General features: G+C 59.8%; 23 protein-coding genes. 15 read left to right on the top strand and 8 right to left on the bottom strand.

Annotation, left to right across the window (positions count from 1 at the left end; translation table 11 throughout):
• The first annotated feature begins 15 nt into the window (after window positions 1-15).
• The 11 genes from folC to ACNKU7_RS05890 all read left to right on the top strand — a co-directional run bounded on the left by folC (window position 16) and on the right by ACNKU7_RS05890 (window position 14209).
• Entirely contained in the window at window positions 16-1287 is a 1272-nt protein-coding gene (gene folC / locus ACNKU7_RS05940) for a bifunctional tetrahydrofolate synthase/dihydrofolate synthase (protein WP_418296048.1), read from the top strand.
• Window positions 1268-1987 carry an SPOR domain-containing protein gene (locus ACNKU7_RS05935; protein WP_418296047.1) on the top strand — a complete coding sequence of 240 codons (720 nt, stop codon included), beginning with the start codon at window positions 1268-1270 and terminating at the stop codon, window positions 1985-1987. Before folC ends, ACNKU7_RS05935 begins: the two co-directional genes overlap by 20 nt.
• Before the next feature lie 179 nt (window positions 1988-2166).
• Window positions 2167-2664, top strand: a complete 498-nt coding sequence (locus ACNKU7_RS05930; RefSeq protein WP_418296046.1) for a CvpA family protein — start codon at window positions 2167-2169, stop codon at window positions 2662-2664.
• A gap of 69 nt (window positions 2665-2733) precedes the next feature.
• Window positions 2734-4221 carry an amidophosphoribosyltransferase gene (gene purF, locus ACNKU7_RS05925; RefSeq protein WP_418296045.1) on the top strand — a complete coding sequence of 496 codons (1488 nt, stop codon included), beginning with the start codon at window positions 2734-2736 and terminating at the stop codon, window positions 4219-4221.
• Window positions 4222-4426: 205 nt separating this feature from the next.
• Window positions 4427-5611: an O-succinylhomoserine sulfhydrylase gene (locus tag ACNKU7_RS05920; RefSeq protein ID WP_418296044.1), complete on the top strand. Its 1185-nt coding sequence runs from the start codon at window positions 4427-4429 to the stop codon at window positions 5609-5611.
• Between the two features lie 308 nt (window positions 5612-5919).
• The gene (locus ACNKU7_RS05915; RefSeq protein WP_418296043.1) at window positions 5920-6831 is read left to right on the top strand and encodes an AAA family ATPase; all 912 of its coding nucleotides are present in this window, start codon (window positions 5920-5922) and stop codon (window positions 6829-6831) included.
• 13 nt (window positions 6832-6844) lie between these two features.
• Window positions 6845-7855 (top strand): DUF58 domain-containing protein, encoded by a 1011-nt coding sequence (locus tag ACNKU7_RS05910; protein ID WP_418296042.1) that lies wholly within the window; start codon window positions 6845-6847, stop codon window positions 7853-7855.
• Window positions 7852-9876 carry a transglutaminase TgpA family protein gene (locus ACNKU7_RS05905; protein WP_418296041.1) on the top strand — a complete coding sequence of 675 codons (2025 nt, stop codon included), beginning with the start codon at window positions 7852-7854 and terminating at the stop codon, window positions 9874-9876. The genes ACNKU7_RS05910 and ACNKU7_RS05905 overlap by 4 nt, the downstream gene beginning before the upstream one ends.
• 173 nt (window positions 9877-10049) lie before the next feature.
• Complete coding sequence (locus ACNKU7_RS05900) at window positions 10050-11303, top strand: MFS transporter (protein ID WP_418296040.1); 1254 nt, start codon at window positions 10050-10052, stop codon at window positions 11301-11303.
• Between the two features lie 6 nt (window positions 11304-11309).
• Complete coding sequence (locus ACNKU7_RS05895; protein WP_418296039.1) at window positions 11310-12515, top strand: MFS transporter; 1206 nt, start codon at window positions 11310-11312, stop codon at window positions 12513-12515.
• Window positions 12516-12922: 407 nt separating this feature from the next.
• Window positions 12923-14209 (top strand): hypothetical protein, encoded by a 1287-nt coding sequence (locus ACNKU7_RS05890; RefSeq protein ID WP_418296038.1) that lies wholly within the window; start codon window positions 12923-12925, stop codon window positions 14207-14209.
• A gap of 63 nt (window positions 14210-14272) precedes the next feature.
• Here the strand turns inward: ACNKU7_RS05890 and ACNKU7_RS05885 are convergent, their stop codons facing one another.
• From ACNKU7_RS05885 to arsC, 8 genes are all read right to left on the bottom strand, one after another.
• Window positions 14273-16027 carry an alpha-amylase family glycosyl hydrolase gene (locus ACNKU7_RS05885; RefSeq protein WP_418296037.1) on the bottom strand — a complete coding sequence of 585 codons (1755 nt, stop codon included), beginning with the start codon at window positions 16025-16027 and terminating at the stop codon, window positions 14273-14275.
• 38 nt (window positions 16028-16065) lie between these two features.
• On the bottom strand, window positions 16066-17289 hold the full coding sequence (locus ACNKU7_RS05880; RefSeq protein ID WP_418296036.1) for a glycosyltransferase family protein: 1224 nt from the start codon (window positions 17287-17289) through the stop codon (window positions 16066-16068).
• Window positions 17286-18164 carry an HAD-IIB family hydrolase gene (locus ACNKU7_RS05875; protein WP_418296035.1) on the bottom strand — a complete coding sequence of 293 codons (879 nt, stop codon included), beginning with the start codon at window positions 18162-18164 and terminating at the stop codon, window positions 17286-17288. The genes ACNKU7_RS05880 and ACNKU7_RS05875 overlap by 4 nt, the downstream gene beginning before the upstream one ends.
• A 349-nt stretch (window positions 18165-18513) precedes the next feature.
• Window positions 18514-19254, bottom strand: coding sequence for an RT0821/Lpp0805 family surface protein (locus ACNKU7_RS05870; protein ID WP_418296034.1), 741 nt, complete (start codon window positions 19252-19254; stop codon window positions 18514-18516).
• A gap of 232 nt (window positions 19255-19486) precedes the next feature.
• Window positions 19487-21355: a signal peptide peptidase SppA gene (gene sppA / locus ACNKU7_RS05865; RefSeq protein ID WP_418296033.1), complete on the bottom strand. Its 1869-nt coding sequence runs from the start codon at window positions 21353-21355 to the stop codon at window positions 19487-19489.
• Between the two features lie 42 nt (window positions 21356-21397).
• Window positions 21398-21778, bottom strand: coding sequence for a DUF2069 domain-containing protein (locus tag ACNKU7_RS05860; protein WP_418296032.1), 381 nt, complete (start codon window positions 21776-21778; stop codon window positions 21398-21400).
• Window positions 21771-22382 carry an NAD(P)H:quinone oxidoreductase gene (wrbA, locus tag ACNKU7_RS05855; protein WP_418296031.1) on the bottom strand — a complete coding sequence of 204 codons (612 nt, stop codon included), beginning with the start codon at window positions 22380-22382 and terminating at the stop codon, window positions 21771-21773. Before wrbA ends, ACNKU7_RS05860 begins: the two co-directional genes overlap by 8 nt.
• Entirely contained in the window at window positions 22383-22727 is a 345-nt protein-coding gene (gene arsC / locus ACNKU7_RS05850) for an arsenate reductase (glutaredoxin) (protein WP_418296030.1), read from the bottom strand.
• A 153-nt stretch (window positions 22728-22880) separates the two neighbouring features.
• Between arsC and ACNKU7_RS05845 the strand changes: the two genes are divergently transcribed.
• From ACNKU7_RS05845 to ACNKU7_RS05830, 4 genes are all read left to right on the top strand, one after another.
• Window positions 22881-24326: a YihY family inner membrane protein gene (locus ACNKU7_RS05845; RefSeq protein ID WP_418296029.1), complete on the top strand. Its 1446-nt coding sequence runs from the start codon at window positions 22881-22883 to the stop codon at window positions 24324-24326.
• Window positions 24271-24723 carry a TlpA family protein disulfide reductase gene (locus ACNKU7_RS05840; protein ID WP_418296028.1) on the top strand — a complete coding sequence of 151 codons (453 nt, stop codon included), beginning with the start codon at window positions 24271-24273 and terminating at the stop codon, window positions 24721-24723. The genes ACNKU7_RS05845 and ACNKU7_RS05840 overlap by 56 nt, the downstream gene beginning before the upstream one ends.
• A gap of 130 nt (window positions 24724-24853) precedes the next feature.
• Window positions 24854-26209 (top strand): L-cystine transporter, encoded by a 1356-nt coding sequence (locus ACNKU7_RS05835; RefSeq protein ID WP_418296027.1) that lies wholly within the window; start codon window positions 24854-24856, stop codon window positions 26207-26209.
• Window positions 26210-26350: 141 nt separating this feature from the next.
• Window positions 26351-26941: a glycine zipper 2TM domain-containing protein gene (locus tag ACNKU7_RS05830; RefSeq protein ID WP_418296026.1), complete on the top strand. Its 591-nt coding sequence runs from the start codon at window positions 26351-26353 to the stop codon at window positions 26939-26941.
• Window positions 26942-26961: the final 20 nt, after the last annotated feature.

Raw genomic sequence — 26961 nt, 5'->3', positions numbered from 1 at the left:
ATTCGACCGATACCCATGCGCGACCTGCAATCCTGGCTAGCACGGCTGGAACAGCTGCACCCCACAGAAATTGAACTGGGACTCGAACGGGTTTCCAGCGTTGCCCGCGAGCTCGATGTCACTGAGCCAGCCAGGCGTGTGATTACCGTTGGCGGAACCAATGGCAAGGGTAGCTGCGTGCGTACCCTGGAGGCATTGCTGACTGCCGGTGGCCACACGACGGGAGCCTACAGTTCCCCCCATTTGCTGCGGTTTAACGAGCGTGTCCGGATCGGGGCGGAGGAAGTCAGTGACGAGCAGCTGATCGAGGCTTTCGAGGCGGTAGAGCGGGCTCGGGGTGACACCAGCCTGACCTATTTTGAGTTCACCACGCTTGCCGCGTTTTGGCTGTTCAAGCAGGCGGGCGTCGAGTTCGCGCTGTTGGAAGTCGGCCTTGGTGGTCGTCTGGATGCCGTAAACCTGGTGGATGCGGATATCGCCGTTATCACCAGTGTGGCAGTGGATCACGAGGCGTGGCTGGGGAGTGACCGTGAGTCCATCGGTCGTGAAAAAGCGGGCATCCTGCGCGCGGGCAAGACCTTCATCTGCGCCGACCCTCTGCCGCCGGCATCCGTGGTGGATGCGGCGCGGGATCTGGGCTGCGACAGCTATTTTATTGGTCATCAGTTCAGCCTGGGGCAGGGGCAATTTGAGCTTTCCGCGCAACCGGCGTTGAAATTCGGCGTGCCTGAAATCCACCTGCCGCTACCCAGTGTGGCGGCGGCGTTGACCGCGCTGGCGATTGCGGGCGAACTGCCGGGTGTTGAGCAGGCCTGTGCGGTGCTCGCGGAGCTGCGTATGCCGGGGCGCTGCCAGCAGGTGCAGTGGCGGGGGCGGGATCTGGTGCTGGATGTCGGGCACAATCCGGCGGCAGCGGAGTACCTGGCGGCCTGGCTGAAAAAGCATCCGGTGCGCGGTCGCACCCTGGCCCTAGTCGCGGCGATGGCGGACAAGGATATTGAAGGCCTTTGTGCACCGCTTTCGTCGATGGTCGATCACTGGTGTCCGGCGCTGCTGCCTGGGAACCCGCGCGCGGCGGGCTGCGAGCAGCTGCTGCAAGGTTTATCGGCTTCCGGGGTGCCGTCGGCGAGAATCAGCGATGGCTGTTTGCCCGTCAGTGAGAGCCTGTTGTCGCTCCACGGCGGACTGGAAGAGGGAGACAGGTTGCTTGTCTTCGGTTCTTTCTTTACCGTTGCGGAAGTACTGGGCTTTATACGAGACGACAGTGATGGCCAGCCGGGACAGTGACTCGAATACATTTTCCAATGGGGGTAAGCCGCGCAGGCGCCTCAACGACGGGGTAAAACAGCGTATTGTCGGTGCACTGGTGCTGGCGGCGCTGGCAGTCATTTTTTTGCCGTCCCTGTTTGACCGCGAAGGTACGCGCTATATCGATGTGACCAGCAAGATCCCGCCGGCCCCCGCGATCCAGCCGATCACCATTGCGGAGCCTGCCCCGGTGAAGGATGTGGCGCCCGCGCCTCCGGTGAATGAGGTGTTCCAGCCGGAATTCGCTGAACAGCCGGGCCCTGCGCCGGATCCGGCGGAGCCACTGGCTAAGGTGGCTGACACCCAGGCGGATACTCCCCCGGCAACATCCAAACCCGCCGCCAAGGCTGTCGACACCGTCAAGGTGGCCGAGACTTCGCCGCCAATCCCGCAGGGCAACCCCAAGCAGGAGCAGGTCAGCCTGGATAAGCAGGGGCTGCCCGAAGGGTGGGTGGTTCAGGTCGCCGCATATAGGGACGCCGACAGTGCCGACCGGATGCGCGGGAAGCTGCTGGATGCCGGGTTCCGTGCATTTACCCGCGCGGTAGAAACACCCAAGGGACGCTTTGTGCGTGTGTTCGTCGGTCCCAAGCTGTCCAAGGCCGATGCGAAATCCGACAAGGGCAAGCTGGATAAACTCCTCAATACCCAGACGCTGGTATTGCAATACAAGGTTTGAGCCTGCTGTGCCCGATATGGCGGGGCTGACCGGCCGGCCGCCAGCGGCTTTCTTGGGGGCAACTGGCCGGTAACGCATCTGCCAATCGTGTTTGGAAGGGTGAACTGCTTCACGGGCTCCGGTCGGTACGTTAGAATGCGCGCTCTTCGCGGCAGCCGCCGCGTAGCAGGTAGGGTTGAATGAACTGGGCTGACTGGACCATTCTGGCAATCGTCGCCATTTCCACGCTGATCGGCATGAGCCGAGGCTTCGTGCGCGAAGTACTGTCGCTACTTACCTGGGTGGCGGCCTTTGTGGTGGCAATGATGTTTCGGGATCAGCTGGCGCCACTGCTTTCCAACCTGGTCGATACACCTTCGCTGCAGGCCATCGCTGCCTTTGCCATCCTGTTCATTTTTACCCTGTTGGCCGGAGCCGGCCTGAATATGACCTTGTCTGCCTTTGTCGAGGCAACCGGCCTTTCCGGTACGGATCGGGTTTTGGGTATGGTGTTCGGGCTGTTCCGCGGCTGCATTATTGTATTGGCGCTACTGATCTTCGCCCCGGCACTGGTGCCAGTGGAAGAAGACGGCTGGTGGAAGGAGTCGAGGCTCATTCCACACTTTCTCGAATTTGAAGGTCGCGCGCGCGAAGCGGCGGGCGGGATCAAGGATTTCTTCGCAGGGCAGCTGGACTGATTTTCTCGCTGCGGTATGTAGTGTGAAGTATCACCTTATTTTCTCGATATGACTGGGGTTATCTGAAGTATGTGTGGCATCGTTGGAATCGTTGGCAAGAGTGACGTCAATCTGCAGTTATATGACGCACTTACCATGCTGCAGCACCGGGGCCAGGATGCTGCCGGCATCGTCACCTGTGACGGCGACCGCCTGAACCAGCAGAAGGCGAATGGCCTGGTGCGCGATGTGTTCCGCGCACGCCACATGCAGCGTCTTACTGGTAACTTCGGCATCGGTCATGTGCGCTACCCCACCGCCGGCAGTTCCGGCCCGGCACTGGCGCAGCCGTTCTATGTAAACTCCCCCTACGGCATCGCCATGGCCCACAATGGCAACCTCACCAATGTGAAAGAGGTGAGCGAGGAAATCTTCCAGCAAGACCTTCGCCACATCAATACCGACTCCGATTCTGAAGTCCTGCTCAACGTTTTCGCCCACGAATTGCACAAACTGCACAAGCTGCAGCCCAAGGCTGAAGACATCTTTACCGCCATGCGCGCGGTACACAAGCGTGTGCGTGGCGGCTATGCGTGTGTAGCGATGATCGTTGGCTACGGCATTGTTGCTTTCCGCGATCCCAACGGTATTCGCCCGCTGGTCTACGGCAAGCGTGAAACGGAAAACGGCCCGGAGTATATGGTGGCATCCGAGTCCGTGGCGCTGGACGTGCTGGGTTACACCCTGGTGCGTGACGTGGCACCGGGTGAGTGCATCTACATCGAAGTCGACGGCACCGTGCATTCCGAGCAATGTGCAGAGAATCCGCAGCTGCGTCCGTGCATTTTCGAACACGTTTATTTTGCCCGTCCGGATTCCATCATGGATGGTATCTCCGTGCACAAGGCGCGCCTGCGCCAGGGCGAGCACCTGGCTGAGAAAATCCTGCGCGAGCGCCCGGAGCACGACATTGACGTGGTTATCCCGATCCCGGATTCCTCCCGTTCTGCAGGGCAGATGGTGGCGCACCGCCTGGGTGTGAAATTCCGTGAAGGCCTGGTGAAGAACCGCTATATCGGTCGTACGTTCATCATGCCGGGCCAGAAGCAGCGCAAGAAGTCCGTGCGCCAGAAGTTGAACCCGATCGAGCTGGAGTTCCGCGGCAAGAATGTGCTGCTGGTGGACGATTCCATCGTGCGTGGCACTACCTGTAAGCAGATCATCCAGATGGCCCGCGATGCGGGTGCCAACAAGGTGTACTTCGCGTCTGCGGCACCGGCGGTGAAATACCCGAACGTGTACGGTATCGATATGCCTTCCGCCACTGAGCTGGTTGCCCACGGCCGCACCACTGAGGAAGTGCGCGAGGAAATCGGTGCTGACTGGCTGATTTACCAGGAGCTGCAAGACCTGATCGTTTCTTCTGGTGAGGGCAATACTGAAATCAAGCAGTTTGAGAATTCGGTCTTCGACGGTGAGTACATCACTGGCGACGTCACCGAGGAATACCTCCACAGCCTGCACGCAGCGCGCAATGACAATGCCAAGGAAAGCAGTGGTAATCAGAGCTCGATGTAACGCTCTGGATAGATTGCATCCCTAACTGTCGGCCCGCCATTTGGTGGGCCGATTTGTTTTGGCCTCGCGAAAATGAATCTCCGTCACTTTGTTTCCGCTTTTGAGCGTTTTACTCGGGAGCATTAAATCTCTTCTATTCAGCGTTGCGTCGATTCTTCGGTTAAGATTACCGCCTCTATTCACACAGACCCGGGACGGTTAATCCATGTTTGAAGACGACGGCTACGCACTGGAAACTCTGGCAGTACGTGCAGGCCAGAGCCGGTCGGCGGAGGGCGAGCACTCCGAACCCATTTTCACCACTTCCAGTTACGTCTTTCCCTCTGCGGCCGAAGCCGCCGCGCGCTTTTCCGGGGAGTCTCCCGGTAACGTCTACTCGCGTTACACCAACCCCACCGTGCGTATGTTCGAAGAGCGCATCGCCGCGATGGAGGGCGGGGAAGCCGCCGTTGCCACGGCTAGCGGTATGGCCGCCATTCTCAGCCTGTGCATGGCGCTGCTGAAAAGCGGCGATAAAGTGATTTGCTCCCGCAGTGTGTTCGGCACCACCACCGCACTGTTTACCCGCTATATGGTTAAATTCGGCGTCAAGGTAACCTTTGTTGACCTCACCGATTTCCAGGCGTGGAAAGATGCGCTGGATGGCGATACCAAGCTGCTGTTCATGGAAACCCCGTCCAACCCACTGTGTGAAGTTGCTGATATTCGCGCCATGGCTGACCTGGCCCACAGCGCCGGTGCCCAGCTGGTGGTCGACAACTGCTTCTGTACTCCGGCCCTGCAGCAACCGCTGGCGCTCGGTGCGGATATCGTCGTCCACTCCGCCACCAAGTTCCTTGACGGCCAGGGCCGTTGTGTCGGTGGCGTGGTGGTGGGCAAGAAGGAGGTGATGGACGAAGTCGTCATCTTCCTGCGCACCTGTGGCCCGAGCATGAGTCCATTCAATGCCTGGGTGTTCCTGAAAGGCCTGGAAACCCTCAAGTTGCGTATGCAGGCCCACTGCACCACCGCACTGGATATCGCCTGGTGGCTCAACGAGCAACCGGCGGTGGAGAAGGTCAATTTCGTTGGCCTGCCGAGCCACCCGGGGCACCAGCTGGCGGCGGCGCAGCAGAAAGGGTTTGGCGCGGTGTTCAGTTTTACCGTCAAGGGCGGTCGCGAAGCGGCGTGGAAGGTGATCGATGCCTGCAGGATTTTCTCCGTAACCGCCAACCTCGGTGATGCCAAGAGCACGATCGTGCACCCGGCAACCACCACCCACGGCCGTCTCAGTGAGGAAGACAAGGCGCGGGCGGGTATCACGGAAAACCTGATCCGGATTTCTGCCGGCCTGGAGAATGTCGAGGATCTGAAGGCAGATCTGGCGAGAGGCTTGTCGGCGCTCGTATAAAAGGGTCACAATGGCACGGATTGCAACCAAGTAAGTAGGCTTTGCTCAGGCTGGGCCTATCATTAGTTATTCGTTCGGGGCTAAGGGCTAGGCTCTCCGAACCTCGAATTGAACGCTCTGCCTGCGGGGAAAGTTTTCGGAACCTTTTGCGACATGGATGACGCGGAAGAGCCCCATGGATGGGTTAAGGAGGCGCGCCTGGTGCGTGTCCCGAAAACTCTCCCCGCAGGCAGTGCCGCCACTGTGCTTTCTGGAGATACTTCCATTAGGCGGCAGGGGAAGAAAAACCGAGCAGTAATGGATTTGCCGTGCAGAAAATTATCTCCGCTATTGTTGCCGATATCGGCAAAGTACTCCTGGGAAAAGAGCACCAGGTAAAACTGGCGCTGGCCTGCCTCCTGGCGCGAGGCCACCTGTTGATCGAAGACCTGCCGGGTATGGGTAAAACCACCCTGGCTCACGCGTTGGCCCAGGTGCTTGGCCTCTCCTACAAGCGGGTGCAGTTCACCAGCGATATGCTCCCCGCCGATATCCTCGGCGTGAGTATTTTCGAGCGCGAAACCAGCCAGTTCCGTTTCCACGAAGGCCCGGTGTTCAGCCAGCTGCTGCTGGCCGATGAGATCAACCGCTCCTCCCCGAAAACCCAGAGCGCACTGCTCGAAGCGATGGAAGAGCGCCAGGTCAGTATCGACGGCGAGACCCGTCAGCTGCCGGAACCCTTCTTCGTCATTGCCACCCAGAACCCGCTGCAACAGTCCGGCACTTTCGTACTGCCAGAATCCCAGCTCGACCGCTTCCTGATGCGCATCAGCCTTGGCTATCCTACCCGGGAAGCTGAGCGCGCACTGTTCCAGGGCGTGGATCCGCGAGCGCAGTTGGCGCAGCTGAAACCCCGCATAAACATCGAAGGGTTGAAAAAACTACAGTCCCTCGTTAGCCAGGTAAAAGCATCGGATTCCCTGCTCGACTACCTGGAGCGCCTAGTGCAGCACAGCCGCCAGAGCGCCGAATGTCCAGTGGGGTTATCCCCCCGCGGTGCGCTGGCCCTGCTGCATGCTGCCCGTGCCTGGGCCCTTATCCACGGCCGTGGCCACCTGTTGCCGGAAGACCTGCAGGCCGTACTGCCGGCAGTGGCCGGCCATCGCCTGCAAAGCGATGGCACCGACGGTACCCAACTTGTGGAGCGGATGATGCACCAGGTCGACATCATTGCCGCCTGAGGCGAACAGCGGTATGTCTTCCCAATCATCTTCGACAAACAGCCGCTGGTGGCAGAGCGCGCGCTGGCGGGAACGGGGCCAGCGCTGGCTCAGCCGGCGATTGCCTCCGGCGCAGAGCGTTACCCTGGATCACCGCAAGCTGTTCGTTTTGCCCACCGGCGCTGGGCTCGCATTCCTGTTGGTCATCACGCTTTTGTGGTTGCTCGGCACCAACTATGAAAACAATCTCGTATTCGCCCTGGCGTTCTTGTTGGTGGGCTTGCTGGCCATCATGCCGGTGCATACCTTTGCCAACCTGGCCGGGTTGAAACTGCAGCTGCTGGACGTTGAACCGGTATTTGCCGGCGATTTCGGCCAGGCCAAAATCCGGCTGACGAAAACGGGCAAGCGTAACCACGAGCGGATCCGGCTGCATTGGCCTCCGGAAGAGGGCGTGACGGTCGATGTGGACGACAGTGTAGAAGGTGAAGGCGAAGTGCGCATCAGCATGCCGGTAGTTCAGCGCGGGCGCGTGAAAGCGCCGCGAGTGCGCGTCGACAGCCGCTTTCCCCTCGGCGTGTTCCAGTGCTGGAGTTGGGTGGATCTGGATGTGGAATTCCTGGTTTACCCGCAGCCCAAATCGGCAGGCCCCTTGCCAATTGGCGCCAGTGTCGGCGAAGGCGAACAGCAGCAACAGCTGGCGGCCGGTGGCGACGACTTTATCGGCCTGAAAACATACCGGCCCGGAGATTCGCTCCGCCATGTCGCGTGGAAGCAATTCGCCGGCGGCCGAGACCTCAACAGCAAGGAATATGCGACCGGCAGCGATACTCGCCTGTGGCTCGATTGGGATCTGCTTGCCGGGCGGGATATTGAAACCCGTCTCAGCAATCTCTGCGCCTGGGTACTGGAGGCCGAGCGTGCGCAACTGCCCTATGGCTTGCGCCTCCCGGGCCATACGATTGCGCCGGGAATGGGCCGGGCGCACAAACAGAAGGTGTTGGGCATCCTGGCACTCTTTCCGGTGCACGGAGTGAGCCAGTGAGCGTGGCGAGCAGTCAGTTGCACACCCTGCTGCCGCGCGAGAGCCTGTTGTGGATTTTTGCCGCGCAGTTTGTGGTGCTGCTGCCCCAGTTTGCGCACTTGCCCCTGTGGTTGGTCGGTGCCTGGTGCCTGGCGGTTTACTGGCGCCTGGAAGTGTTTCGCGGGCGCCGGGAAATACCGGGGCGCCTGGTCAAATTGATCGCGGTTATCCTCGCCGTCGCCGGGTTGGCGCTTACTTACCGGCGATGGTTCGCCCTGGAGCCGATGGTGGCCCTGCTGGCGGTGTCTTTCACGCTCAAGAATATCGAGCTGGTGAGTCGCCGGGACGCGCTGCTCAGCCTGATGCTGGCTTATTTCCTGGCCGCGACACTGTTTGTGTTCGAGCAGACGATCCCTTACGCCTTGTATGGGTTGCTCTGCGTAGTCGTCATCACGGCGGCGCTTGTCGCGCAGCAGGGGCGCGGCAGCGCTCGGCCCCGGCGGGCACTGGGAATGTCGGCCAGATTGCTGGCGCAGGCCGTTCCGGTCATGCTGCTGTTGTTTCTGGTCATCCCGCGTATCGGACCGCTGTGGGCGGTGCCACAGAACGCCGCCAAGGCGACAACGGGCATCAGTGATTCCATGAGCCCCGGTGAATTCAGCCAGTTGTCCAAGTCGGCCAAGCCAGCGCTGCGCATCGCCTTCGATGGCTCGGTACCGCCCCCGGAGCAGCGCTACTGGCGGGGGTTGGTGTACACCCACTTCGATGGCCGGCGCTGGAGTGAGCCCGGCTTGAATGAGGGGTTTTCAGGCTGGGGACGGGGGCGCCGGGGACGGATGCACGCGGCAGATGACAACGCGACGTTGCCCGCGGTCGGCCCGCGCTATCGTTACCGGATCATCCAGGAGCCGACACAATCTCCCTGGCTGTTTGCCCTGGCGCGGCCCGATTCGGAAACCCGCGGGGTGTGGGAAACGCCCGACGATACCCTGATCTACAAAATGCCGGTGGCCAACCGTTTGGCCTATGAGGTGCGTTCCTGGCCGCGCGAGGGTATTTCCGCAAACGATCCGCTGGATCGCCGGGAGATGCGCCGCAACCTGCAGTTGCCCTCCAGCGGTAACCCGCTTGCGCGGCAGTGGGCGGCGGAGCGGCGTGCGCAGGGGTTGCAGCCGGAGCAGATATCCCAGGCGCTGCTTGATCTTTACCAGCAGCGTTTCACCTATACCTTGCGCCCGCCCGAGCTGGGCGCCGACTCGGTGGATGAATTCCTGTTCGGCACGCGCGAGGGATTCTGCGAACACTTTGCCAGCAGTTATGTCTTTACCATGCGCGCAGCGGGTGTCCCTGCGCGGGTGGTTGCCGGATACCAGGGCGGGGAGTGGGTGGAGCAGGAGGAGTATCTCCTGGTGCGCGAGTACGACGCTCATGCCTGGGCCGAAATCTGGCTGCCTGAACGGGGCTGGGTGCGCGTGGATCCTACTGCCGCCGTCTCCCCCGAACGGATTCGCGACGGCCTGCAATCCGCGGCAGCGGATGAATTTATGGAGGACGCCTTGTTGCCACTGCATAAATTCGGCCTGGTTTCGCGCCTGCGGCTGCAATGGGACATGATCAACTACCGCTGGTATGAAACTGTGGTGAGCTTCGACAATGAGCGGCAGCAGGGTGTGTTGCAGCGGCTGTTAGGTGAGATTTCGCCGCTGCGCCTGGCGCTGTTTGTGGCGGCACCGATTGCGCTCGCGCTGGTGGTGTTGCTGTTTTGGCTGAATATTTCCAGCCGCGGCCCGCGCATCCCGGCTGTTAGCCGCCTGTACCTGCGCTTTTGCCGGCGGATGGCGCGCGCTGGGCTGGCGCGGAATCCTGGCGAAACGCCCGGTGAGTTCGCTCGCCGGGTGGCACGGGAGCAGCCGCGGCTGGGGCCCATGGCAGCGCATATCACTGCAGCGTATGAAAAAGCCGCGTACGGCGGTGATCCTGCGGCTGAGAAGCAGTTGCGTCGATTGGTGCGGCGTTTCTGGCCGATGCGCATGGTGCGCTGAGGTGAATGGTGTGCTGAGGTGAAAGGCGCACTCAGTTGAATGGCGCGCATTCGCGGTGACTCTGTGGGACAATTGCCGCCCCGATGTCCCGGGCCGTGGGCCCATCGCGCTAAAAGTTGGGATGAAGCTGCCCATTCTACCGAGTGCAGCGCCCGGCAATTCCGGAATCTGTAATGGCATTTCCCGCACTGGCTAAACGGCTGCGAACATTTCTCCTTGGCTACAGTGGCACCTCTCTGGCTACCGGTTTGCAGGTGGTCTTGCTGCCGTGGATTGCCGTTTCCCTGATGGATCTGCCTGCACTGCAACTCGGCTGGGTGCAGGCCTCGGTGCTGTTGCCGAACCTGCTGTTCCTGCTGTTCGGCGGCGCACTGGCGGACCGCTTTGATTCCGCTCGGGTTGCCGCGCTGTCCTGTATCGGACTTGCGCTGTGCCACGCCTGCCTTGCCTTTTTCCTGTTGGCACATGTGCCGAGTCTGCCGCTACTGCTGGCGTATGGCATGAGCCTCGGCGTATGCGCGGCATTTCTGCAACCGGCACGCGACAATCTGGTCCAGCGCTGCGCGCGGCCGGCAGACGGCGGGGCCATGCGGGTCAGCGAGAGCCGGGTGCAGCACACCGTAACCTGGATGATGCTGGCCCAGTACGGTGGCCAGGCCGTAGGCATGGTGCTGGCGAGCCGGTTTGACCAGTGGGGGGCGGAGCTGCTGCTATTGATCCAGATCACCGTGCTGTGCGCCGCTGCAATCTTTTTCTATTCGATGCGACACCTGGGGGCGGCACCGGAATACACCCAGAAGAAGCTGCCACTGGCGTTGCTCGAAGGCTTTACCGAAGTGCGGAAAAGCCGCGCGATTTCAGAACTGGTGCTGCTCGTGGGCTTTAACGGGCTGGTGCATATCGGCGTGTTCCTGGTGGTGCTGCCCCTGCTTGCCGACAATTACGGTCGCGGTGCGGGGTATTACGCGACCCTGCAGATTGCGTTTATCGCCGGTACCGTGGCGGCTACGGTTGTCATGTTGCGGCGAGGGCAGGGGGAGTACCCGGGGCGGGGCGTACTGATGTGCCTGCTGTATAGCGCGGCTCTGCTGATCGCGATCAGCTTCGGCCCAACGCCGCTGGGGCTGATGATGCTGTGTGCCTGCTGGGGGGCGGTTGCCGCGGCTTCTGCAGCTTTGGGCAAGGCTATCGTCCAGTTGCTGGCGCCGGAGCAGGTGCGCAGCCGTATCATCTCGATTTACCAGTTGTCCCTGTTCGGCTCCGCCGCCGTTGGTGCTTTGCTGGCGGGCGCGATCAGCGAGTTCGCCGCACCGCTGGCCACGTTGCTTTGGGCCGGCATCTTTAGCCTGGGTGCGTTTGTCCTGGCATGGTTCAGTGGCGCACTGCGCCAGCTGTGTATTCACCAATCGGAAGTATCCGGGAACTGATCCGTTATGTTGACTCAATTCAACTGGCGCCGGCCAGAAATCCTGCTGCTGTTGCTCGCGCTCGCCATGCCTCTGTCATTTGGTGTGTGGCAGGCGCTGCTGAACAACTTTGTCATCGAGCGGGCGCAGTTCACCGGGGCCGAAATCGGCCTGCTGCAAAGTGTACGGGAAGTCCCGGGGTTTCTGGCCTTTACCGTAGTGTTTGTACTGCTCCTGATCCGGGAGCAGCGGCTGGCTTTCATCTCGCTGATTGCCACCGGCATCGGTGTGGCTGTTACCGGTTTTTTCCCGAGCACACTGGGATTACTCTTGACGACACTGCTGATGTCAGTGGGATTCCATTATTACGAAGCACTCAAGACATCCCTCGCGCTGCAGTGGCTGCCGAAAGAAAGCGCACCTATCTGGCTCGGACGGATCATGGCCGCGGGCTCCTTTGCCTCGCTGGTGGCCTACGCACTGGTATGGTTGACGTCTGAGCAGTTGCAGCTGGATTACACCTGGATCTACCTGCTCGGCGGCTGCCTGACGGTGTTCATTGTTGCGGCCCTGTGGGTGGCATTTCCCGCGTTTGCACAGCCGCACGTGCAGCACAAGAAACTGATATTGCGCAAGCGCTATTGGCTGTACTACGCGCTGACGTTTATGAGTGGTGCGCGCCGGCAGATTTTTGTGGTTTTTGCCGGTTTCCTGATGGTGGAAAAGTTCGGCTACAGCGTGGCCGACGTTGCCCAGCTGTTCATTGCCAATCACCTGCTGAACCTGTACCTGGCGCCAAAGATCGGCCGCTTGATCGTGCGTTTTGGCGAGCGCCGCGCGCTGACGCTGGAATACGTTGGTTTGATCCTGGTGTTCGGCGGCTATGCCCTGGTGGAAACCGCAACGGCAGCGGCCGCCCTGTATATCATCGACCACCTGTTTTTCTCGATGGCGATCGCCATCAAGACTTACTTCCAGAAGATTGTGGATGAGCGCGACATAGCCTCTTCGGCTGCGGTGAGCTTCACCATCAACCATATCGCGGCCGTGGTTATTCCTGTGCTGTTCGGGCTCCTGTGGCTGGTGTCTCCCGCGGCCGTATTCTGGTGTGGTGCTGCCATGGCGGGTTGCTCGCTGCTACTGGCGCAGAATATTCCTTCGCTTCCCGGCAAAGGCAATGAAGTCAGGGTTGGGCACTGGGCGCCACCGGCGCGTGAGCAGAACCCGGGCTGATCGGCCTGATACTGTTTTTGCCGGCCGCCTGAGGTGAGCCCGATACTTTAGGTGGCCCGAAACAGATCGGGACGAGCTGATTTTCCGGCACCCCCGCTTTATTTTCTCCCTATCCGCTGCCGCACCAAGCTGCCTAAGAGAGCTTTTGTTACTTTTGGTTTGGTATGAAAGTGCCAACCCATTCCCATCCTGAACACTTTCCGGCTTCGAAACAGGAAACGTTGGCGCGGCGTGTTGCCGTTTCGGATGTTATCTTCTAACTTTGTGTTGATGTATTTGTGGTAGTTATTTTCATTGCGCGTTTTGCAGTCGTCGCCATTGCGGTCGCGTAGTTTGAGTGACGGCAACCTGCCTGGCGCGCGCAAGGGCTCCAATGCATATGGGCCGCAGCTCACAAGGATAACAAGATGCAAAAACACGCAACCGCAGTACTTCTCACCTGTATCGGACTTTTCATGGCAATACCGGGATTTGCCTTCGACTGTTCCGGATTGCCAGCCTGGGACAGGCATGTCAGCTATCAGGCTGGCGATCAGGTGCAACACAACAGCACCGCATACGAGGCGCTCGCCGCCACCAGTACCAAAGACCAGCCACAGAGAGGGGATCCCTGGGTTTCCCTGGGGGCCTGTGAGGCAAGTGGATCGTCCTCCAGCTCCGGCGGCGGCTCCTCATCGTCCAGCTCCTCTTCGGGAGGCTCGTCCTCTGGCGGCAGCGGTACCCCCATGTCGATTTATGGGGTGTGGCACTGTGGCAACCACTATTGCGACTGGAGCCAACCGCGGGACACGGCGGCCGGTGCGGAATTCGATCAGGCAAATCACTGGATCATCGACCGCGGCGATGGCACCCCGTCGGTCAACCTCGTGGTTCTGAGTTTCCTCGAGCCGATGAAGCTGCTCGAACAGACCACCGATGAAAACTTCCTGAACGGCGTCCCGCGGGGCATGACCAGAGATGTCGTCGACTACTTCAAGGCACACGGCATCCGCGTCATGGTCTCCATGGGCGGTATCACCTACACCGATGCCTGGGATACGGCACTCACCACCGATGCCGCCGGGCTGGCGATGTTGTCGCACCAGTTGGTGCTGGATCTGGGCCTGGACGGTTTTGAAATTGACTGGGAAAACGGCACGCCTGCCCCTGAGCACCTGGCTGGAATCGAGACGTTCATCGATACGTATCGCTCGTTGAGTGGCGGCGGACTGTTGACCATGGACCTGGCGGTGGGCAATCGCTATCTGCAGGAACTCAGCCGGCGAGCGTCTGCGGACTGGCTGCCAAACGGCAAACTGGATTACATCAATGCCATGGTGCCGAGAGGTGAGCCGACCACGGATCAGTGGCAGGAGCATGTGGATGGAAAATTCAACTACAACCCGCCCATACTGCCCAAGGCGCCGGCCAAGGTCGCTGTAAGCATGTGGTTGACCGATGGCAACCAGCCAAACGAAAACTGCGTGGATTTCCTGAACTCTACACAATTGCAGAAGGCTGAGTATGTGCAGACGGTGCAGCCGAACGGTGCCGGCAGCACTGCCGGCTTCCTCGGTTATATGTTCTGGGCGGCGGAATGCCCGTCTACCCGCAACGTATGCACGCTGCCGCCGAACAGTTGCGAAAGTGGCATGGGTGCGGGGGCTGACTACTTCGATATTCCAATCCCCATGGGGACTCTGCGTCAGGACTGATGCGTAGTCTGGAACTGCGATAACCAGCGGGCCCGGCACCTGTTGCCGGGCCCGCTTTTTACTTTAGTGCCGATTTGTAATCCATAGCGTTTGATAGGGATCAAGCGTTACGGATCCCAGCATATCCTCAAAAATTTCCTCACTGATCAGATCCTTCCAGCGGTCAGTGCCGATCAGGTTGATGGCATTGAGGGAGATGGTCTGCGGCTGATCGGAGATATTGTTCAGGCAGAAAATGCTCTGCCGGCGATCCAGGCTCTGGCGCCAGAATGCAAATACCTGTTCACCGAGGTGCAGGGTGAACTGGGTGGCATTGGGGTGGAATGCGGGCTGCTCCCGGCGCAGCTGGATCAGCCGGCGCAGCTGGTAAAACACCTTGTGGTGGTGGCTTTCCGGGTCGGCGAGTTTTTGATTCAGCTCCTGCTCCTGCCACTGGCGGCGGTTGATCGCGCGGTTGTGACCATGCTCTTTCATGCGCTCATAGTCGTTGGTGGTGCCGACCAGGCTGTGCAGGTAAAACGCCGGGATGCCTTCCAGTGCCAGCATGATGGCATGCGCACAGATAAAACGCCGCAATTGCCAGTCGTCTTCGCCTGCGGTGGTTCCCTTCAGGGCATCGAACAGGGAAATGTTGATTTCGTAGGGCTTGTTGCTGCCATCATCCAGCGCACGCCAGGAAATCTGGCCACCGAAATTTTCCATGGTCTGGATCAGCGCTTCCTGCTCGTCGTCTTCCAGCAGCCCCTCCACCGGGCGCAGGCCGATACCATCGTGGGATGCAATGAAGTTGAAATAGGTGGTGCCGTTCTGTGCCGGCGGCATGCTCATCAGCCAGTTTTTCAGGTGTCTGCAGTTTCCGGAAATCAGCGTATTGACCAGCAGCGGAGGCAGGGAAAAATTGTAGATACAGTGCGCTTCGTTGGCATTGCCGAAATACGACAGGTTTTCCCGGTTGGGAATGTTGGTCTCGGTGATGATCACCGCGTTCGGGTCCGCATGCTCTATCAGGGTGCGCAGCAAGCGCACAATTTCGTGGGTTTCCCTTAGGTTGATGCAGTTACTGCCGGCGCGCTTCCAGATAAACGCGACGGCGTCCAGGCGGAAAATGCGAACCCCCATATCCAGGTACAGGCGGATGATATCGACGATTTTCGCCAGCACTTTCGGGTTGCGGAAGTTCAGGTCGACCTGATCGTGCCCGAAGGTACACCAGACATGGCGGGTTCCCCCTGGCGTAGAAGTGGCGCGCAGCAGGGGGCTGGTGCGTGGGCGCACCACCAGGCTCAGGTCCTCTTCCGGATCAACTTCGAGGAAAAAGTCACTGCCTGGATCCTTGCCTTGCTGGTAGTTCACAAACCATTCGTGCTGGGCAGAGCAGTGGTTGATCACCAGGTCGGCCATCAGGTGGAAATCCGTACTGATCCGCAGGATGTCATTCCAGTCACCCAGTACCGGATCGACCTGCTTGTATGCCGACACGGCGAAGCCGTCGTCACTGGTATAGGGGAAAAACGGCAGGATGTGCACGCTGTTGATCAGCATGGGGAAATGGGTTTTTAGGAAATGGTGCAGTGTTTTCAGCGGCGGCTGATCCTGGCTCAGGATGGTGTTGCCGTAGGTGATCACGGCTACATCGGTCTGATCCCAGAGATTTTTGTGTGCGAGAGGGCTCTGGCAGTCTTCGTCGAGGCGCAGGGTGTGCACCAGTTCATGTGCGATCGCCTGGGGGTCGAGATCCGGATAGATGACGTTCAGGTGGTCGACCACTTTCTGGTGCAGTACTTCTCTGATGGGTAACTCGGCCGAAGGGTTTGTCACAATGGCTCCCCAAATACTTGGATGTTGTCGTATGCGGGTTATCGGTTGAACTCGTCGTAATCCGCTTCCACGGCGTGTTTCAGTTGTTGCAGAAAGCCGGGCTCAGCGCTGGTGATCCGGTTCCAGCTGGGAATAAACGGCGTTTCCATGGGGTTTTCGAGAAACGCCTGCCCGGCTTTTACCAGGTTACTGGCGAACAGCTCTACGGTTTGCTCCTCTTTGTGTATATCAAAATTCAGGCCATTTATGATCGCGTCGTTGCGGTAAGTCTCGACGAAATCCAGCGCCACGCGGAAATAGGTGGCCTTGATACTGCGGAAGGTTTCGGACGAAAACACGGTGCCCTGGGTGGCAAGTTTGCGAAACAGCGACTTGGCAATATCGATGGACATCTTCGATAGGCCACCGTGTTCGTCATCGAAAGACACATCCTGGTGCTTGTGATCGTAAGCGTGCGCGATATCCACCTGGCACAGGCGGTTGGTGGAATAATTGCGGTGCATTTCCGACAGTACACCAATCTCCAGGCCCCAGTCGCTGGGGATGCGCAGGTCGTTGATCACATCGCGGCGGAAGGAGAATTCACCGGCCAGGGAGTAGCGGAAACTGTCCATGTACTCGAGATATTCTGTGTGCCCGTAAATTTTCTTCAGCGTGCGTATGAGCGGGGTTACCAGCAGGCGGCACACGCGGCCGTTGATCTTGCCTCCCGCAACGCGCGAGTAATAGCCCTTGCAGAATTCATAGCTGAAACTGGGATTGGCCACGGGGTAGAACAGGCGCGCCAGTAACATGCGGTCGTAGGTGACGATATCGCAATCGTGCAGCGCGATGGCTTCACCTCGCCCGGATGCGAGAATGTAGCCGAGGCAATACCAGACGTTGCGCCCTTTGCCAGCTTCTTTCGGGGCGAGTCCGTCCCTTTGCAGTTGTTCATCCAGCGCCCGCAAGCGCGGCCCGTCATTCCACAGCACCCGCACGTGCTGCGGAAGCACGCTGAACTGGCGCAGTGCATCCCGGTACTGCGATTCATCGGCGCGGTCGAGGCCGATGACGATCTCCGAGAGATAGGGCACTTCGGCCAGAATACTCAGAATACGCGGCAGGGCTTCCCCTTCCAGCTCGGAATAGAGCGATGGCAGCAGCAGGGTCATGGGGCGCTGGCGCGAAAAGCGCATCAGCTCGGACTCCATATCCTCGAGCGAGCGATTGCAAAGGTTGTGCAGGGTGGTGATGGCGCCGTTCTGGAAAAAATCTGTCACGGGTTACTCCCTCCGGTGTGAATTTGTTGGGTCTCTGGCGATAAAACGCCCTGAATGGCCTGGCCCCAGCCAAATGGACCGAGTGCCCGGGTGACAATAAGTTGGGGGTGGGCAAGTGGCGGTGGCGGGTGGGCCGGAGAGCGGACGAGGATGGCAATATCCGCTACTTTCAGCATGTCCAGGTCGTTGGGGCCGTCACCGCTGGCGATCAGCCGGTACGTCTGGTCGCTGAAGTGCTGGTAGGTTTTTTTCAGCAGGCGGGTGGCGACCCCTTTGTCTGTTTGTCCCAACAGGTGCAGGAAGCGGCCGCCCTGCAGGGTGGTAAATCCGGCGGCATTAGCGCGAGCGACAAACGCCGCTTTCTGCTGTTCGTTCCCCTGCCACAATAAAGGCTCGGAATAATCCCGCGCCTGCGCCTGCTCGGCTTCGGCGCCGGACAGCCCGGTAGCGGCGACGATCTCCTCGGTAGAGGCGGCATGGAAATTCAGGTAGGTGCGTGGGTGTTGTTGCTGATCCCGCTCGAGAAAATCGAGCAGGCTGGCGCGCGGCGTGCCGGGCTCCAGTATCCAGTACCCGCTTTCTTCGCGGGCGTGCTGGGGTTTCTGCGGGAAATAGCCGACGGGAATAAAAATGGCGGATCCGTTCTCAACGATAAACGGGTGGTGATTGTTCAGGGATCGCCGGAGTTCCTGCATTTCATCGCGGGTTTTACTGCTGTTCAGAATGAGGGGGATGCCCTTTTCTTCCAGAAGTTTCAGTGCGGGTTCCGCCGCCGTATGGGAATAAGTGAAGTGATCGAGAAGGGTGCCATCCAGGTCGGTGACGATCAGCCATGGCTCCCGTTGTGGTACTTGCTGGTTGGTTTTGTGCGGCATCGTTTCCAGTGTCTGGTTTTATTTTGAGGCGACGATGAATCGCGCCTGGTTTGTTTGGTAATCCAAAAATAGTGCCAGTCCACGGAATGTGAGCCACGGCGGTGCTTTCCGGGCGGTATTTGGCGGACTTTTGCCTATTTGGCCAGGCGAAAACTGCTTTGCCCTCAGAGAGTGCACAAAGTTGGTGATTGCGGGTGTTTGCTGGAAATGGCGTGCGCAACTGTGGTGCAGGCGGGATTGGTGCGGGCGCCGGTGCCTGGGAGTTGGAGGGGAATGCTGGGAGGTCGAAGGAGTCCGGGCTGGACAGACAAAACCGCCGGAGGCCGGCGGTTTTGTGCGGGGGTGGGGATCAGTAAGCGCGGACCCAGGAGCCGTCCTGCTGTCGACAGGCGGTACCCTGGGTGCTGCGGCTGTCGCCAGTTCCGAACATCTCTGCGGTAAAGTCACGGCAGTAGCGGTCGCCGCGCATCTCCACGGCGCCGGGGGTGACCGCGTAATTTTGGCCGCCCTGGTCGTTCTGCCAGGTAATGCGCTCACCTTCGGGGGCAAACTCCAGCGCCTGGGCAACGCAGGCCTGGTTGCGCTGATCCATACGGTTGCCCACTTCTCCGCCGATCAGCACGCCGGCAATGGCTCCGCCGATCGTGGCCGCGGTATTGCCCCGGCCGTCACCAATCTGGTGCCCGATCACGCCGCCAATCAATCCGCCCAGCACACTGCCGACCTGGCGGCTGTTGCAGCGGGCTGAGGAGGTCTGCACGGCAGGGCGCCACTCCGGGCGGTACTCCGGCTCCGGGGCCTGCTGGTTGAACCAGGGCGGCAGAACCACTACGCGAACACCGCGGTCGTGGTGGTGATGGTGATTGTCCGCGTAGCGGCGGTTTTTGCATTTGCGCTCTTCTTTGTAGTCACCGTTGCGCTTCCAGGTACGCTCTACTTTGCAGTGACCATCCCAGTACTCTTCCTTGCGCTCGTGACGGGAATGCTTGTCGTGCTTTTTCCAGCCGCGCCCTTCGGGGGGATCAGCGTACAGGGCCGTTGATAGGCTGCCACACAGCAGCGCGGCGAGAATGGTCGAAAAGTATTTCATGTCGAATCACCAGGTCGCATTCGGTTTCTGTCAATGGCGGGAAATATAACAAGAGTCATCTGAACCGGGAGTGAATGCGTCAACATTATTGGCATCTTGCCAGGAATATTTGTGTGTGAAATTTGACCAGGATGCGGCGCAGGAATGGCCTGCGGTGTGCCGGGATCACATCGGGGAGGGGAGCGCTTTGCGGCAGCGGGCTACCGCAAAGCGATCTGGGAGGGGTGCCCGGTTAGGGCGCCGCGCAGTTCATGCAGCGCACATAGAGTGCGCGGGGATCGCGGAAAGTCTTGAGCTCGCGCAGCGGGTTCAGGGCCGGCTGCACGCTGTTGAACCAGGCGCCCAGCGGCAGGTTTTGCTCCACACTGGCGGCGATGCGGGCGTCCACATTCTCTGCCAGGGCGCGCATGAATTTTTCGCCCGGCGTCAGCTGGCGTTCGATTTCCACAACCTCGTAGGACTCGAGCTTGGCAATCTGGGCGGCGTCGGCAATGGCATCGTTCAGGTTGCCAAGTTCGTCCACCAAGCCCAGTTCAAGCGCTGCTCTTCCGGTCCACACCTGCCCCTGGGCAATTTTGTGGACTTCTTCCGGGGTGCTGTTGCGGGCTTCGGCTACCAGTCGCAGGAAGCGCGCATAGGTATTTTCGACACCCTGCTGAATGAGGTCGGCGGCGGCCTCCGGCAGCGGGCGGTCGAGGCGCATGGCGCCGGCAAGTTCGGTGGTGCCGATACCATCGTTGTAGATACCCAGGTGCTCAAGTGAATCCTCAAACGTCGGGAAGGCACCGAAAACCCCAATGGAACCGGTAATGGTGGAAGGCGATGCCCAGATACGATCGCCGGCGGTGGCGATCCAGTAGCCACCGGATGCGGCAACACTACCCATGGAAATGATTACCGGAATACCGGCTTCACGGGTAGCCAGCAGTTCCTGGCGGATGGTCTCGGACGCAAACGCGGATCCGCCCGGGCTGTCGACGCGCAGCACCAGCGCTTTGACTTTTTTGTCGCGCGCGTCGGCAATCAGGTCACTCAGGGTTTTGCTGCCAATCTGTCCTGCGGGCGCCTCGCCATCAATGATCGCGCCAGCGGCGGAGATCAGTCCGATCTTGTCGGCATGGACGCGGGGATTGGACAGGTCGGCGAGTTTCTGATGGCGCAGGTAGTCGCTGGCATCAATAAACTTGTACATGCTCTTGTCAGCGTCGCTGACCCCGATGGCCTCCTGCAGTTCGGCGACGGCAGCGCGATGGCTGGCGAGCACATCGACGAAGCGGTGAGTCAGTGCGGTCTCGGCCCAGTTGCCTCCCTCGGCGCGCAGGTTCTGCGGCAGGTCGGCAATAAAGGCGTCGATGCTGTTGGGCGGCAGGTTGCGCAGGCCCGTAACCTGCTCGGTATATTCAGTCCACAGGCCGTGCAGCCAGCGCTGGTTATTTTCGCGGGAGGCGGGGGACATATCGTCGCGGGTGTATGGCTCGATAAAGTCCTTGTAATCCCCAACGCGAAACACATGGAAATTGATCTTCAGCTTTTCCAGTGCGCTCTTGTAGTAGTTGCGGTAGCTGCCAAAGCCAGTGAGCAGCAGCGAGCCCATCGGGTTGAGGTAGATTTTGTCCGCGTGGCTGGCGAGGAAATACTGTCCCTGGGTGAAATTGTCACCAATGGCGTAAACCGGCTTGTCGCTGGCCTTGAAGCGCTGGACGGCTTCGCCAACTTCTTCAAGCTTGCTCAGGTTGGCGCCCACCAGCGTGTCCAGCTCGAGCACCAGTGAGGAAATCCGGTTGTCTTTTGCCGCTGCGTCAATCGCGTCTACCAGGTCTTTTACCCGGGTTTCCTGCGGCGCGGACTGGCCGCCGAGAAACATGGGGATACCGGTAGGCTGGCTCAGTTCATCGACGAGATAGCCGCCGGGTGAGACTTTCAGTGCCGCGCCCTGGGGAACGGTAATCCGCTCCTCACCGCCAAAAATGGCTGCGCAGACAATGACCAGTAAAAAAAGGAACAGCAAGTTGGTTACCACCCGGCGCAACCAGGTGATGGCGGCGCCGATGCTGCCGAAGATGCGGCGCAACGGCCCGCGCTTGTGGGTCGACTCTGTCAAACCTGAAACTCCTTGTTTTCGATCCGTTTTAGGGAGACCGCTTCAGTTACCGGACGATTGGATTTTGACCTGCCAGCGGCTGGTCATCATGGCGGAAACAAACAGGGTAAGGCTGAGTGCTGCCAGGGCGCCATGCTGCCAGCCGCGTGTAGGCATCATTACGTCGACAATTCCTGCGGTGATATATAACAACAGGATAAAACACAGCCAGAGATAGCTGCGCTGATTGCCTTTTAACAGGCCAGGCAACACCAGCAGTAATGGAAAGCTCTGCAGCAGCCACCACTGGACAGAGCCACCGGGCAGGAACAGGTTCCAAACGGCAAACAGCACCAGCAATGCGATATAACAGAACCAGTTCAGGCGTTTTGCCAGTACCAGCTTGCGCTTAAGGGCGTTCAACGAATCGTGTTGTTCAGTCACTGGAAGCCTCCAGCTGGCGCGCCAATTTGCCAATACGCTGGCCGAGTGCCCGGCACAGGGTAATTTCATCTTCGCTCAGCGCGCCGTCATTGCCGGCGGCCCAGTGGGAGGCGCCATAGGGGGTGCCGCCGGTCTTGGTGTGCATCAGCGCGGCTTCCGAGTAGGGGATACCGGCAATCAGCATGCCGTGGTGCAGCAGTGGCAGCATCATTGAGATCAGGGTGCTTTCCTGGCCGCCATGGAGGCTGCCGGTGGATGTGAATACGGCGGCGGGTTTGCCGGTTAGGCTGCCGTCGAGCCACATGTCACTGGTCTGGTCGAGGAAATAGCGCAGGGGCGCGGCCATATTGCCAAAACGTGTCGGGCTGCCGAGCAGCAGTCCGGCGCAGTGGCGCAGGTCATCGCTGGTGCAGTATGGGGCGCCGGCGTCGGGCACTGGCGGCAGGCTGGCATCGGTGTCGGGTGATACCGATGGCACTGTGCGCAGTCTGGCGCTCATGCCACTGGCTTCCACGCCGCGCGCGAGCTCTGCGGCCATGCGCGCGGTGGCGCCACTGCGGCTGTAATAAAGGATAAGGATATAAGCTTCTGCAGGCGCCGCCATTTAGATCAGCTCCAGAACATTTTCCGGGGGGCGGCCGAGAACCGCCTGATCGCCTTTCACGACGATGGGGCGCTCGATCAGCTTGGGGTGCGCCACCATGGCATCAATCAGTTGTTCGTCGGTCAGCGCGGGATTTTTCAGGTTGAGCGACTTGTAGTCGTCTTCGCCCTTGCGCAGCAGGTCGCGGGCGCTGATGCCGAGCTTGGCCAGCAGTGTTTTCAGCGTGGCTGGGTCTGGCGGTGTTTCGAGATAGAGCACCACTTCCGGCTCTACCTGGTTGTCCTGCAGCAGTTGCAGGGTTTGACGGGATTTTGAGCAGCGGGGGTTGTGATAGATCGTCCACATTGCAGCGGTATCCTGTTAAGGTTTCGCGTATTCTAACAGTCTGCGGTGACTCGTCTACGCTGGGGGTTGTGGTATTTTTTCCGCGTGTTGGGCGCAATTGCTCGCAAGATCAAATACGGAACGGATTGACCGGATCACACCAAGAGAAGACCCATGACAGAAATGGTGCATCGTTGGCGTCGCTTTTTTACTTCGCTGTGGACGCTGTTTAACGAAAAAAACTGCCGGCAGAATGCCGCGGCCCTCACCTACATGACCCTGTTTGCGATAGTGCCGCTGGTCACGGTGAGTTACGCGATGCTTTCGCTGTTCCCGGATTTCGCCGGCCTGCAAAGCAAGATCCAGCAGCAGATTTTCTCGCACTTCGTGCCGGAAAGTGGCCGTGAAGTGCAGGAATACATCAGTAATTTTTCTTCCCAGGCCCAGCGCCTCACCGGTGTGGGGATCGGCTTTCTGCTGGTGACCGCGGGACTGATGCTGAAAAACATCGAGGGCACCTTCAACGCGATCTGGGACATTCCCCGCGGCCGTCGCGGCGTATCCAGCTTTCTGCTGTACTGGGCGATCCTGAGCCTGGGGCCAATCCTGCTCGGCGCCGGTATGGCCGCCAGTACCTATCTGTTCTCGCAAAAATTCCTGTTGCAGAACGACAGCCTCGGTCTTTTGCCGATATTTCTGCGGATATTGCCGTGGCTGTTTACCGCGACTGCCTTCACTCTGCTGTTTATTGCCGTGCCCAACTGCCGGGTTCCCCTTCGCCACGGTGTAGTGGGGGGTATCATCACCGCGTTTGTTTTCGAAGGTGCCAAGTACCTGTTCGGAACCATTGTTGCGCGCACTTCGGTGCAGGCGATATACGGTGCCTTTGCGTTTGTGCCGCTGTTTCTGATCTGGATCTATCTATTGTGGATGATCGTGCTGGCGGGGTGTGTTCTGGTGCGCACCCTTTCCGCATATCACGCCGCCGCCCAGGGGCGCAGCTATTCGGATCTGGTCGCAACCATGGTGCTGATGTGGAAGTTCTACAGCCAGTACCAGAAAGGGCTTCCGGTGTGCGATCAGGATATCTCCCGCGCCGGTATTCGCCCGAGCCAATGGCGGCGTATACGCCAGGTACTGCAGGATCGCAGCATCATTACCCAGACGGATCGCAATGACTATGTTCTGTTGCGGGATCTGGACGCGGTGACGATCCAGCAGATGATGGACTGGTTGCACCCAGCGCCGGTGCCGGAGCACGGCCACCGGGAGCTGGAGAACCGGCCCTGGTTCCGGGCCATGGCCGCGCGCTTTTCGGAATCCCGTGCCTACGCTCGCGAGCACCTGTCTCAGACCCTCGGTGAACTGTTCCGCGAGTCAATGGAAGAGGAAAACCGGGGCGAAGGTGGGCACGCCGACAGTGCAGGGTCCACCCAATCTGAACCAGAGGCTGCAGTCGGCAGCAAAAAAACCAACAGGAGAGGTGGCAGCCGCAATGCGGGATCATCAAATAGCACTGCGAAAAAAGGCGGCGCCAAAGGCGCGGACAAATCCAGCAAGGCGGATGAGGACAGCCGCGGCCTGGCTGTTGTTGGTCGCGGTGACGATAAGCGGGTGTGACGCGCCGTCACCGAAAAGCCAGTGGCGGGATCTGGAGGGCAATACCGTAGAGACCGGCGGGCGGGTACTGGTGGTCAACTACTGGGCAGAGTGGTGTGCGCCCTGCCGGGAGGAAATACCGGAACTGAATGCGTTTTACCGGCAGCACGCTGAGCGGGTGCTGGTATTGGGCATTAATTTCGACCAGCTGCCGGCGGATCAGGTTCGTGCCCAGGCAGAAAAATTCGGCATCGAGTTTCCTGTGCTGGCCAGTGAGCCTGCCGAGCGCTGGGGGCAGCCGCGGCCGCAGGTATTGCCGACTACGCTGTTTATTGATGCGGATGGTGTGTGGCGCCGAACCCTTGTCGGCCCGCAGACGGCGCAAAGCCTGCAAGAGGCTTTGGCTAACATGAAATAGGTTCGTCGCGTCAACCTTGGCATTTGCTTATAGCGCTATAACCAATGCGTCTTTAAATGAAATGCGTGCCAACTGCTAGGATGCGGCCGATTTCCTTTGCCCGCATTTGTAAAACTGGACGCTTTCCCCGATGCAACTGAGTGCACTCCTGCTCCTCGCGATCTACCTGTTTTTGCTCTGGCCGCTTGCCCGCTGGCACCGCAGTCGCCAGTCACTGGCACCTGCAGTGTTTGCCGGTTTGCTCCTTGGTTTGTTGTTTGGTGGCTCTATTCACCTGGCCAAAGGCTGGGGAGTCGATACGGAATGGGTGCTCGGCTGGGTCGGGTTGATTGGCGATGGGTATGTCAACCTGCTCTACGTGCTGGTGATGCCGCTGGTACTGGTTTCGATTCTCGGGGCGGTAGTGCGGGTCAGTGATACCCGCGCGCTGGGCAAAATCAGCGTATCGGTACTTGCGGTACTGCTCGGCACAACGGCTATTGCCGCGTTGATCGGGGTGGTCATCGCTCAGCTGTTCGGCCTTACCGCGGAAGGGCTGGTGGAAGGTGCGCGCGAGGCCGCCAGGGTCGAGGAGCTGAACGAGCGCATTGGCCGTGTGAGCGAGTTGAGCATCCCGGAAATCCTCACCGGCTTTATTCCGCGCAATATCTTTTTCGATCTCGCCGGCCATCGCGATAATTCGGTAATCGCCGTCGTTTTATTTGCTGTCCTTTTGGGCGTCGCAGCGCTGGGGGTGCGCAAGGACAGCCCGGAGCAGGGTGCGGCCATAGAGCGGTTTGTGGGGGTTGCCCAGGCCTGGGTGATGAAACTGGTACGCCTGGTAATGGCTTTTACGCCCTATGGCGTAATGGCGCTGGTGACGGCGTTGATTGCGGATTCAAGCTGGGCGGACATCTTCAATCTGTTCAATTTCGTGGTGGCCTCTTTCGTTGCCATCGCCCTGATGTTTCTGGTGCACGGCCTGCTGTTGTTCATCAATGGAGTCAGCCCGCTGCACTTTTTTGCCAAGGTCTGGCCGGTACTGGTTTTCGCTTTCAGCTCGCGCTCCAGTGCCGCCACCATTCCGCTCAATATCGAAACCCAGATCGACGAGCTGAAAAACGCACCGGCGATTGCCAATTTCTCTGCGTCCTTTGGTGCGACTATCGGCCAGAACGGCTGTGCCGGTATCTACCCGGCCATGCTGGCGGTGATGGTGGCGGTACCGATGGGTATCAACGTGTTTGATCCCGTTTGGCTGATGTCGCTGATTACTGTGGTGGTGATCAGCTCGTTCGGAATTGCCGGCGTCGGCGGTGGTGCGACCTTTGCTGCGCTGGTGGTACTGCCCACCATGGGTTTGCCGGTAACCATCGCGGCGCTACTGATCTCGGTGGAGCCACTGATCGATATGGCGCGCACGGCCCTTAACGTCAATGGAGCCATGACGGCGGGGACCCTGACCCAGCGCTGGCTGGGTGGTCAGCGGGAGCCCAGCGCGGTTTGATCCCGGTTCGGTCGCAAGGTTCAGCAAGTATTCAGGCACAGCTTATTACAGTGCTCCCATCGGCTGAGAAGCCGGACTGTTGCCATCGGCATATCGCTACGATGGCTGGCGGATGACTAAGGAACCGCAGGGAGAACTGAGATGGCTTACCCACACACATTCCAGAGCATCAAAAGGCTGGCTTTCGCCGGCCTCACCGCTGTCATGGTAGGCGTCAGTGCGACGGCCTCCGCTGGCGGCAGTGGCTACTACGAGGGCCACGATGGCTACGACTATGCCATGGTGACCGCTGTAACGCCCATCTACAACGATATCCAGGTGATTGAGCCCCGCACCCGCTGCTGGGATCAGCCTGTGACCTACCAGCAGCCTTCCCCGGCCGGAGCCATTATCGGCGGCCTTATCGGTGCCGCCGTCGGCCGCAACATTGGCCATGACGGTCACCGCCGTCACGGCTGGCGTCGCCACCATCATCACGCGAGCAAAGGTGCCAAAACGGTTGCGGGCGCCGCGGTGGGTGCGGCAATCGGCAGCGCCATCAGCCGCAGCAACGCCCCCGTGCAACACGGTACCCAACAGCAGTGCCAGGTAGTTGAAGAGGTGACCACCCGCCGGGAGCTGGTAGGATACGACGTAAACTACCGCTACAACGGGCAGGAGTTCTTGACTCGCACTGACCGCCATCCAGGGGATAGAATCCGGGTTCGCGTGGATGTGACACCGGTGTGGTAATCCCACCCGGGTTTACTGGC

This window comes from Microbulbifer weihaiensis (assembly GCF_048323715.1).
Taxonomy (GTDB): domain Bacteria; phylum Pseudomonadota; class Gammaproteobacteria; order Pseudomonadales; family Cellvibrionaceae; genus Microbulbifer.
This window is presented reverse-complemented; position numbering and strand designations above follow the sequence as displayed.

Excerpts from the sequence above, each read along its gene's own strand:
- ACNKU7_RS05845 (WP_418296029.1), top strand. The coding sequence starts at position 22,881 with ATGACAGAAATGGTGCATCGTTGGCGTCGCTTTTTTACTTCGCTGTGG.
- ACNKU7_RS05890 (WP_418296038.1), top strand. The coding sequence starts at position 12,923 with ATGCAAAAACACGCAACCGCAGTACTTCTCACCTGTATCGGACTTTTC.
- ACNKU7_RS05935 (WP_418296047.1), top strand. The coding sequence starts at position 1,268 with ATGGCCAGCCGGGACAGTGACTCGAATACATTTTCCAATGGGGGTAAG.
- ACNKU7_RS05840 (WP_418296028.1), top strand. The coding sequence starts at position 24,271 with ATGAGGACAGCCGCGGCCTGGCTGTTGTTGGTCGCGGTGACGATAAGC.
- ACNKU7_RS05930 (WP_418296046.1), top strand. The coding sequence starts at position 2,167 with ATGAACTGGGCTGACTGGACCATTCTGGCAATCGTCGCCATTTCCACG.
- ACNKU7_RS05870 (WP_418296034.1), bottom strand. The coding sequence starts at position 19,254 with ATGAAATACTTTTCGACCATTCTCGCCGCGCTGCTGTGTGGCAGCCTA.
- ACNKU7_RS05875 (WP_418296035.1), bottom strand. The coding sequence starts at position 18,164 with ATGCCGCACAAAACCAACCAGCAAGTACCACAACGGGAGCCATGGCTG.
- ACNKU7_RS05830 (WP_418296026.1), top strand. The coding sequence starts at position 26,351 with ATGGCTTACCCACACACATTCCAGAGCATCAAAAGGCTGGCTTTCGCC.
- arsC (WP_418296030.1), bottom strand. The coding sequence starts at position 22,727 with ATGTGGACGATCTATCACAACCCCCGCTGCTCAAAATCCCGTCAAACC.
- ACNKU7_RS05900 (WP_418296040.1), top strand. The coding sequence starts at position 10,050 with ATGGCATTTCCCGCACTGGCTAAACGGCTGCGAACATTTCTCCTTGGC.
- folC (WP_418296048.1), top strand. The coding sequence starts at position 16 with ATGCGCGACCTGCAATCCTGGCTAGCACGGCTGGAACAGCTGCACCCC.
- wrbA (WP_418296031.1), bottom strand. The coding sequence starts at position 22,382 with ATGGCGGCGCCTGCAGAAGCTTATATCCTTATCCTTTATTACAGCCGC.
- ACNKU7_RS05835 (WP_418296027.1), top strand. The coding sequence starts at position 24,854 with ATGCAACTGAGTGCACTCCTGCTCCTCGCGATCTACCTGTTTTTGCTC.
- ACNKU7_RS05895 (WP_418296039.1), top strand. The coding sequence starts at position 11,310 with ATGTTGACTCAATTCAACTGGCGCCGGCCAGAAATCCTGCTGCTGTTG.
- ACNKU7_RS05910 (WP_418296042.1), top strand. The coding sequence starts at position 6,845 with ATGTCTTCCCAATCATCTTCGACAAACAGCCGCTGGTGGCAGAGCGCG.
- purF (WP_418296045.1), top strand. The coding sequence starts at position 2,734 with ATGTGTGGCATCGTTGGAATCGTTGGCAAGAGTGACGTCAATCTGCAG.
- ACNKU7_RS05920 (WP_418296044.1), top strand. The coding sequence starts at position 4,427 with ATGTTTGAAGACGACGGCTACGCACTGGAAACTCTGGCAGTACGTGCA.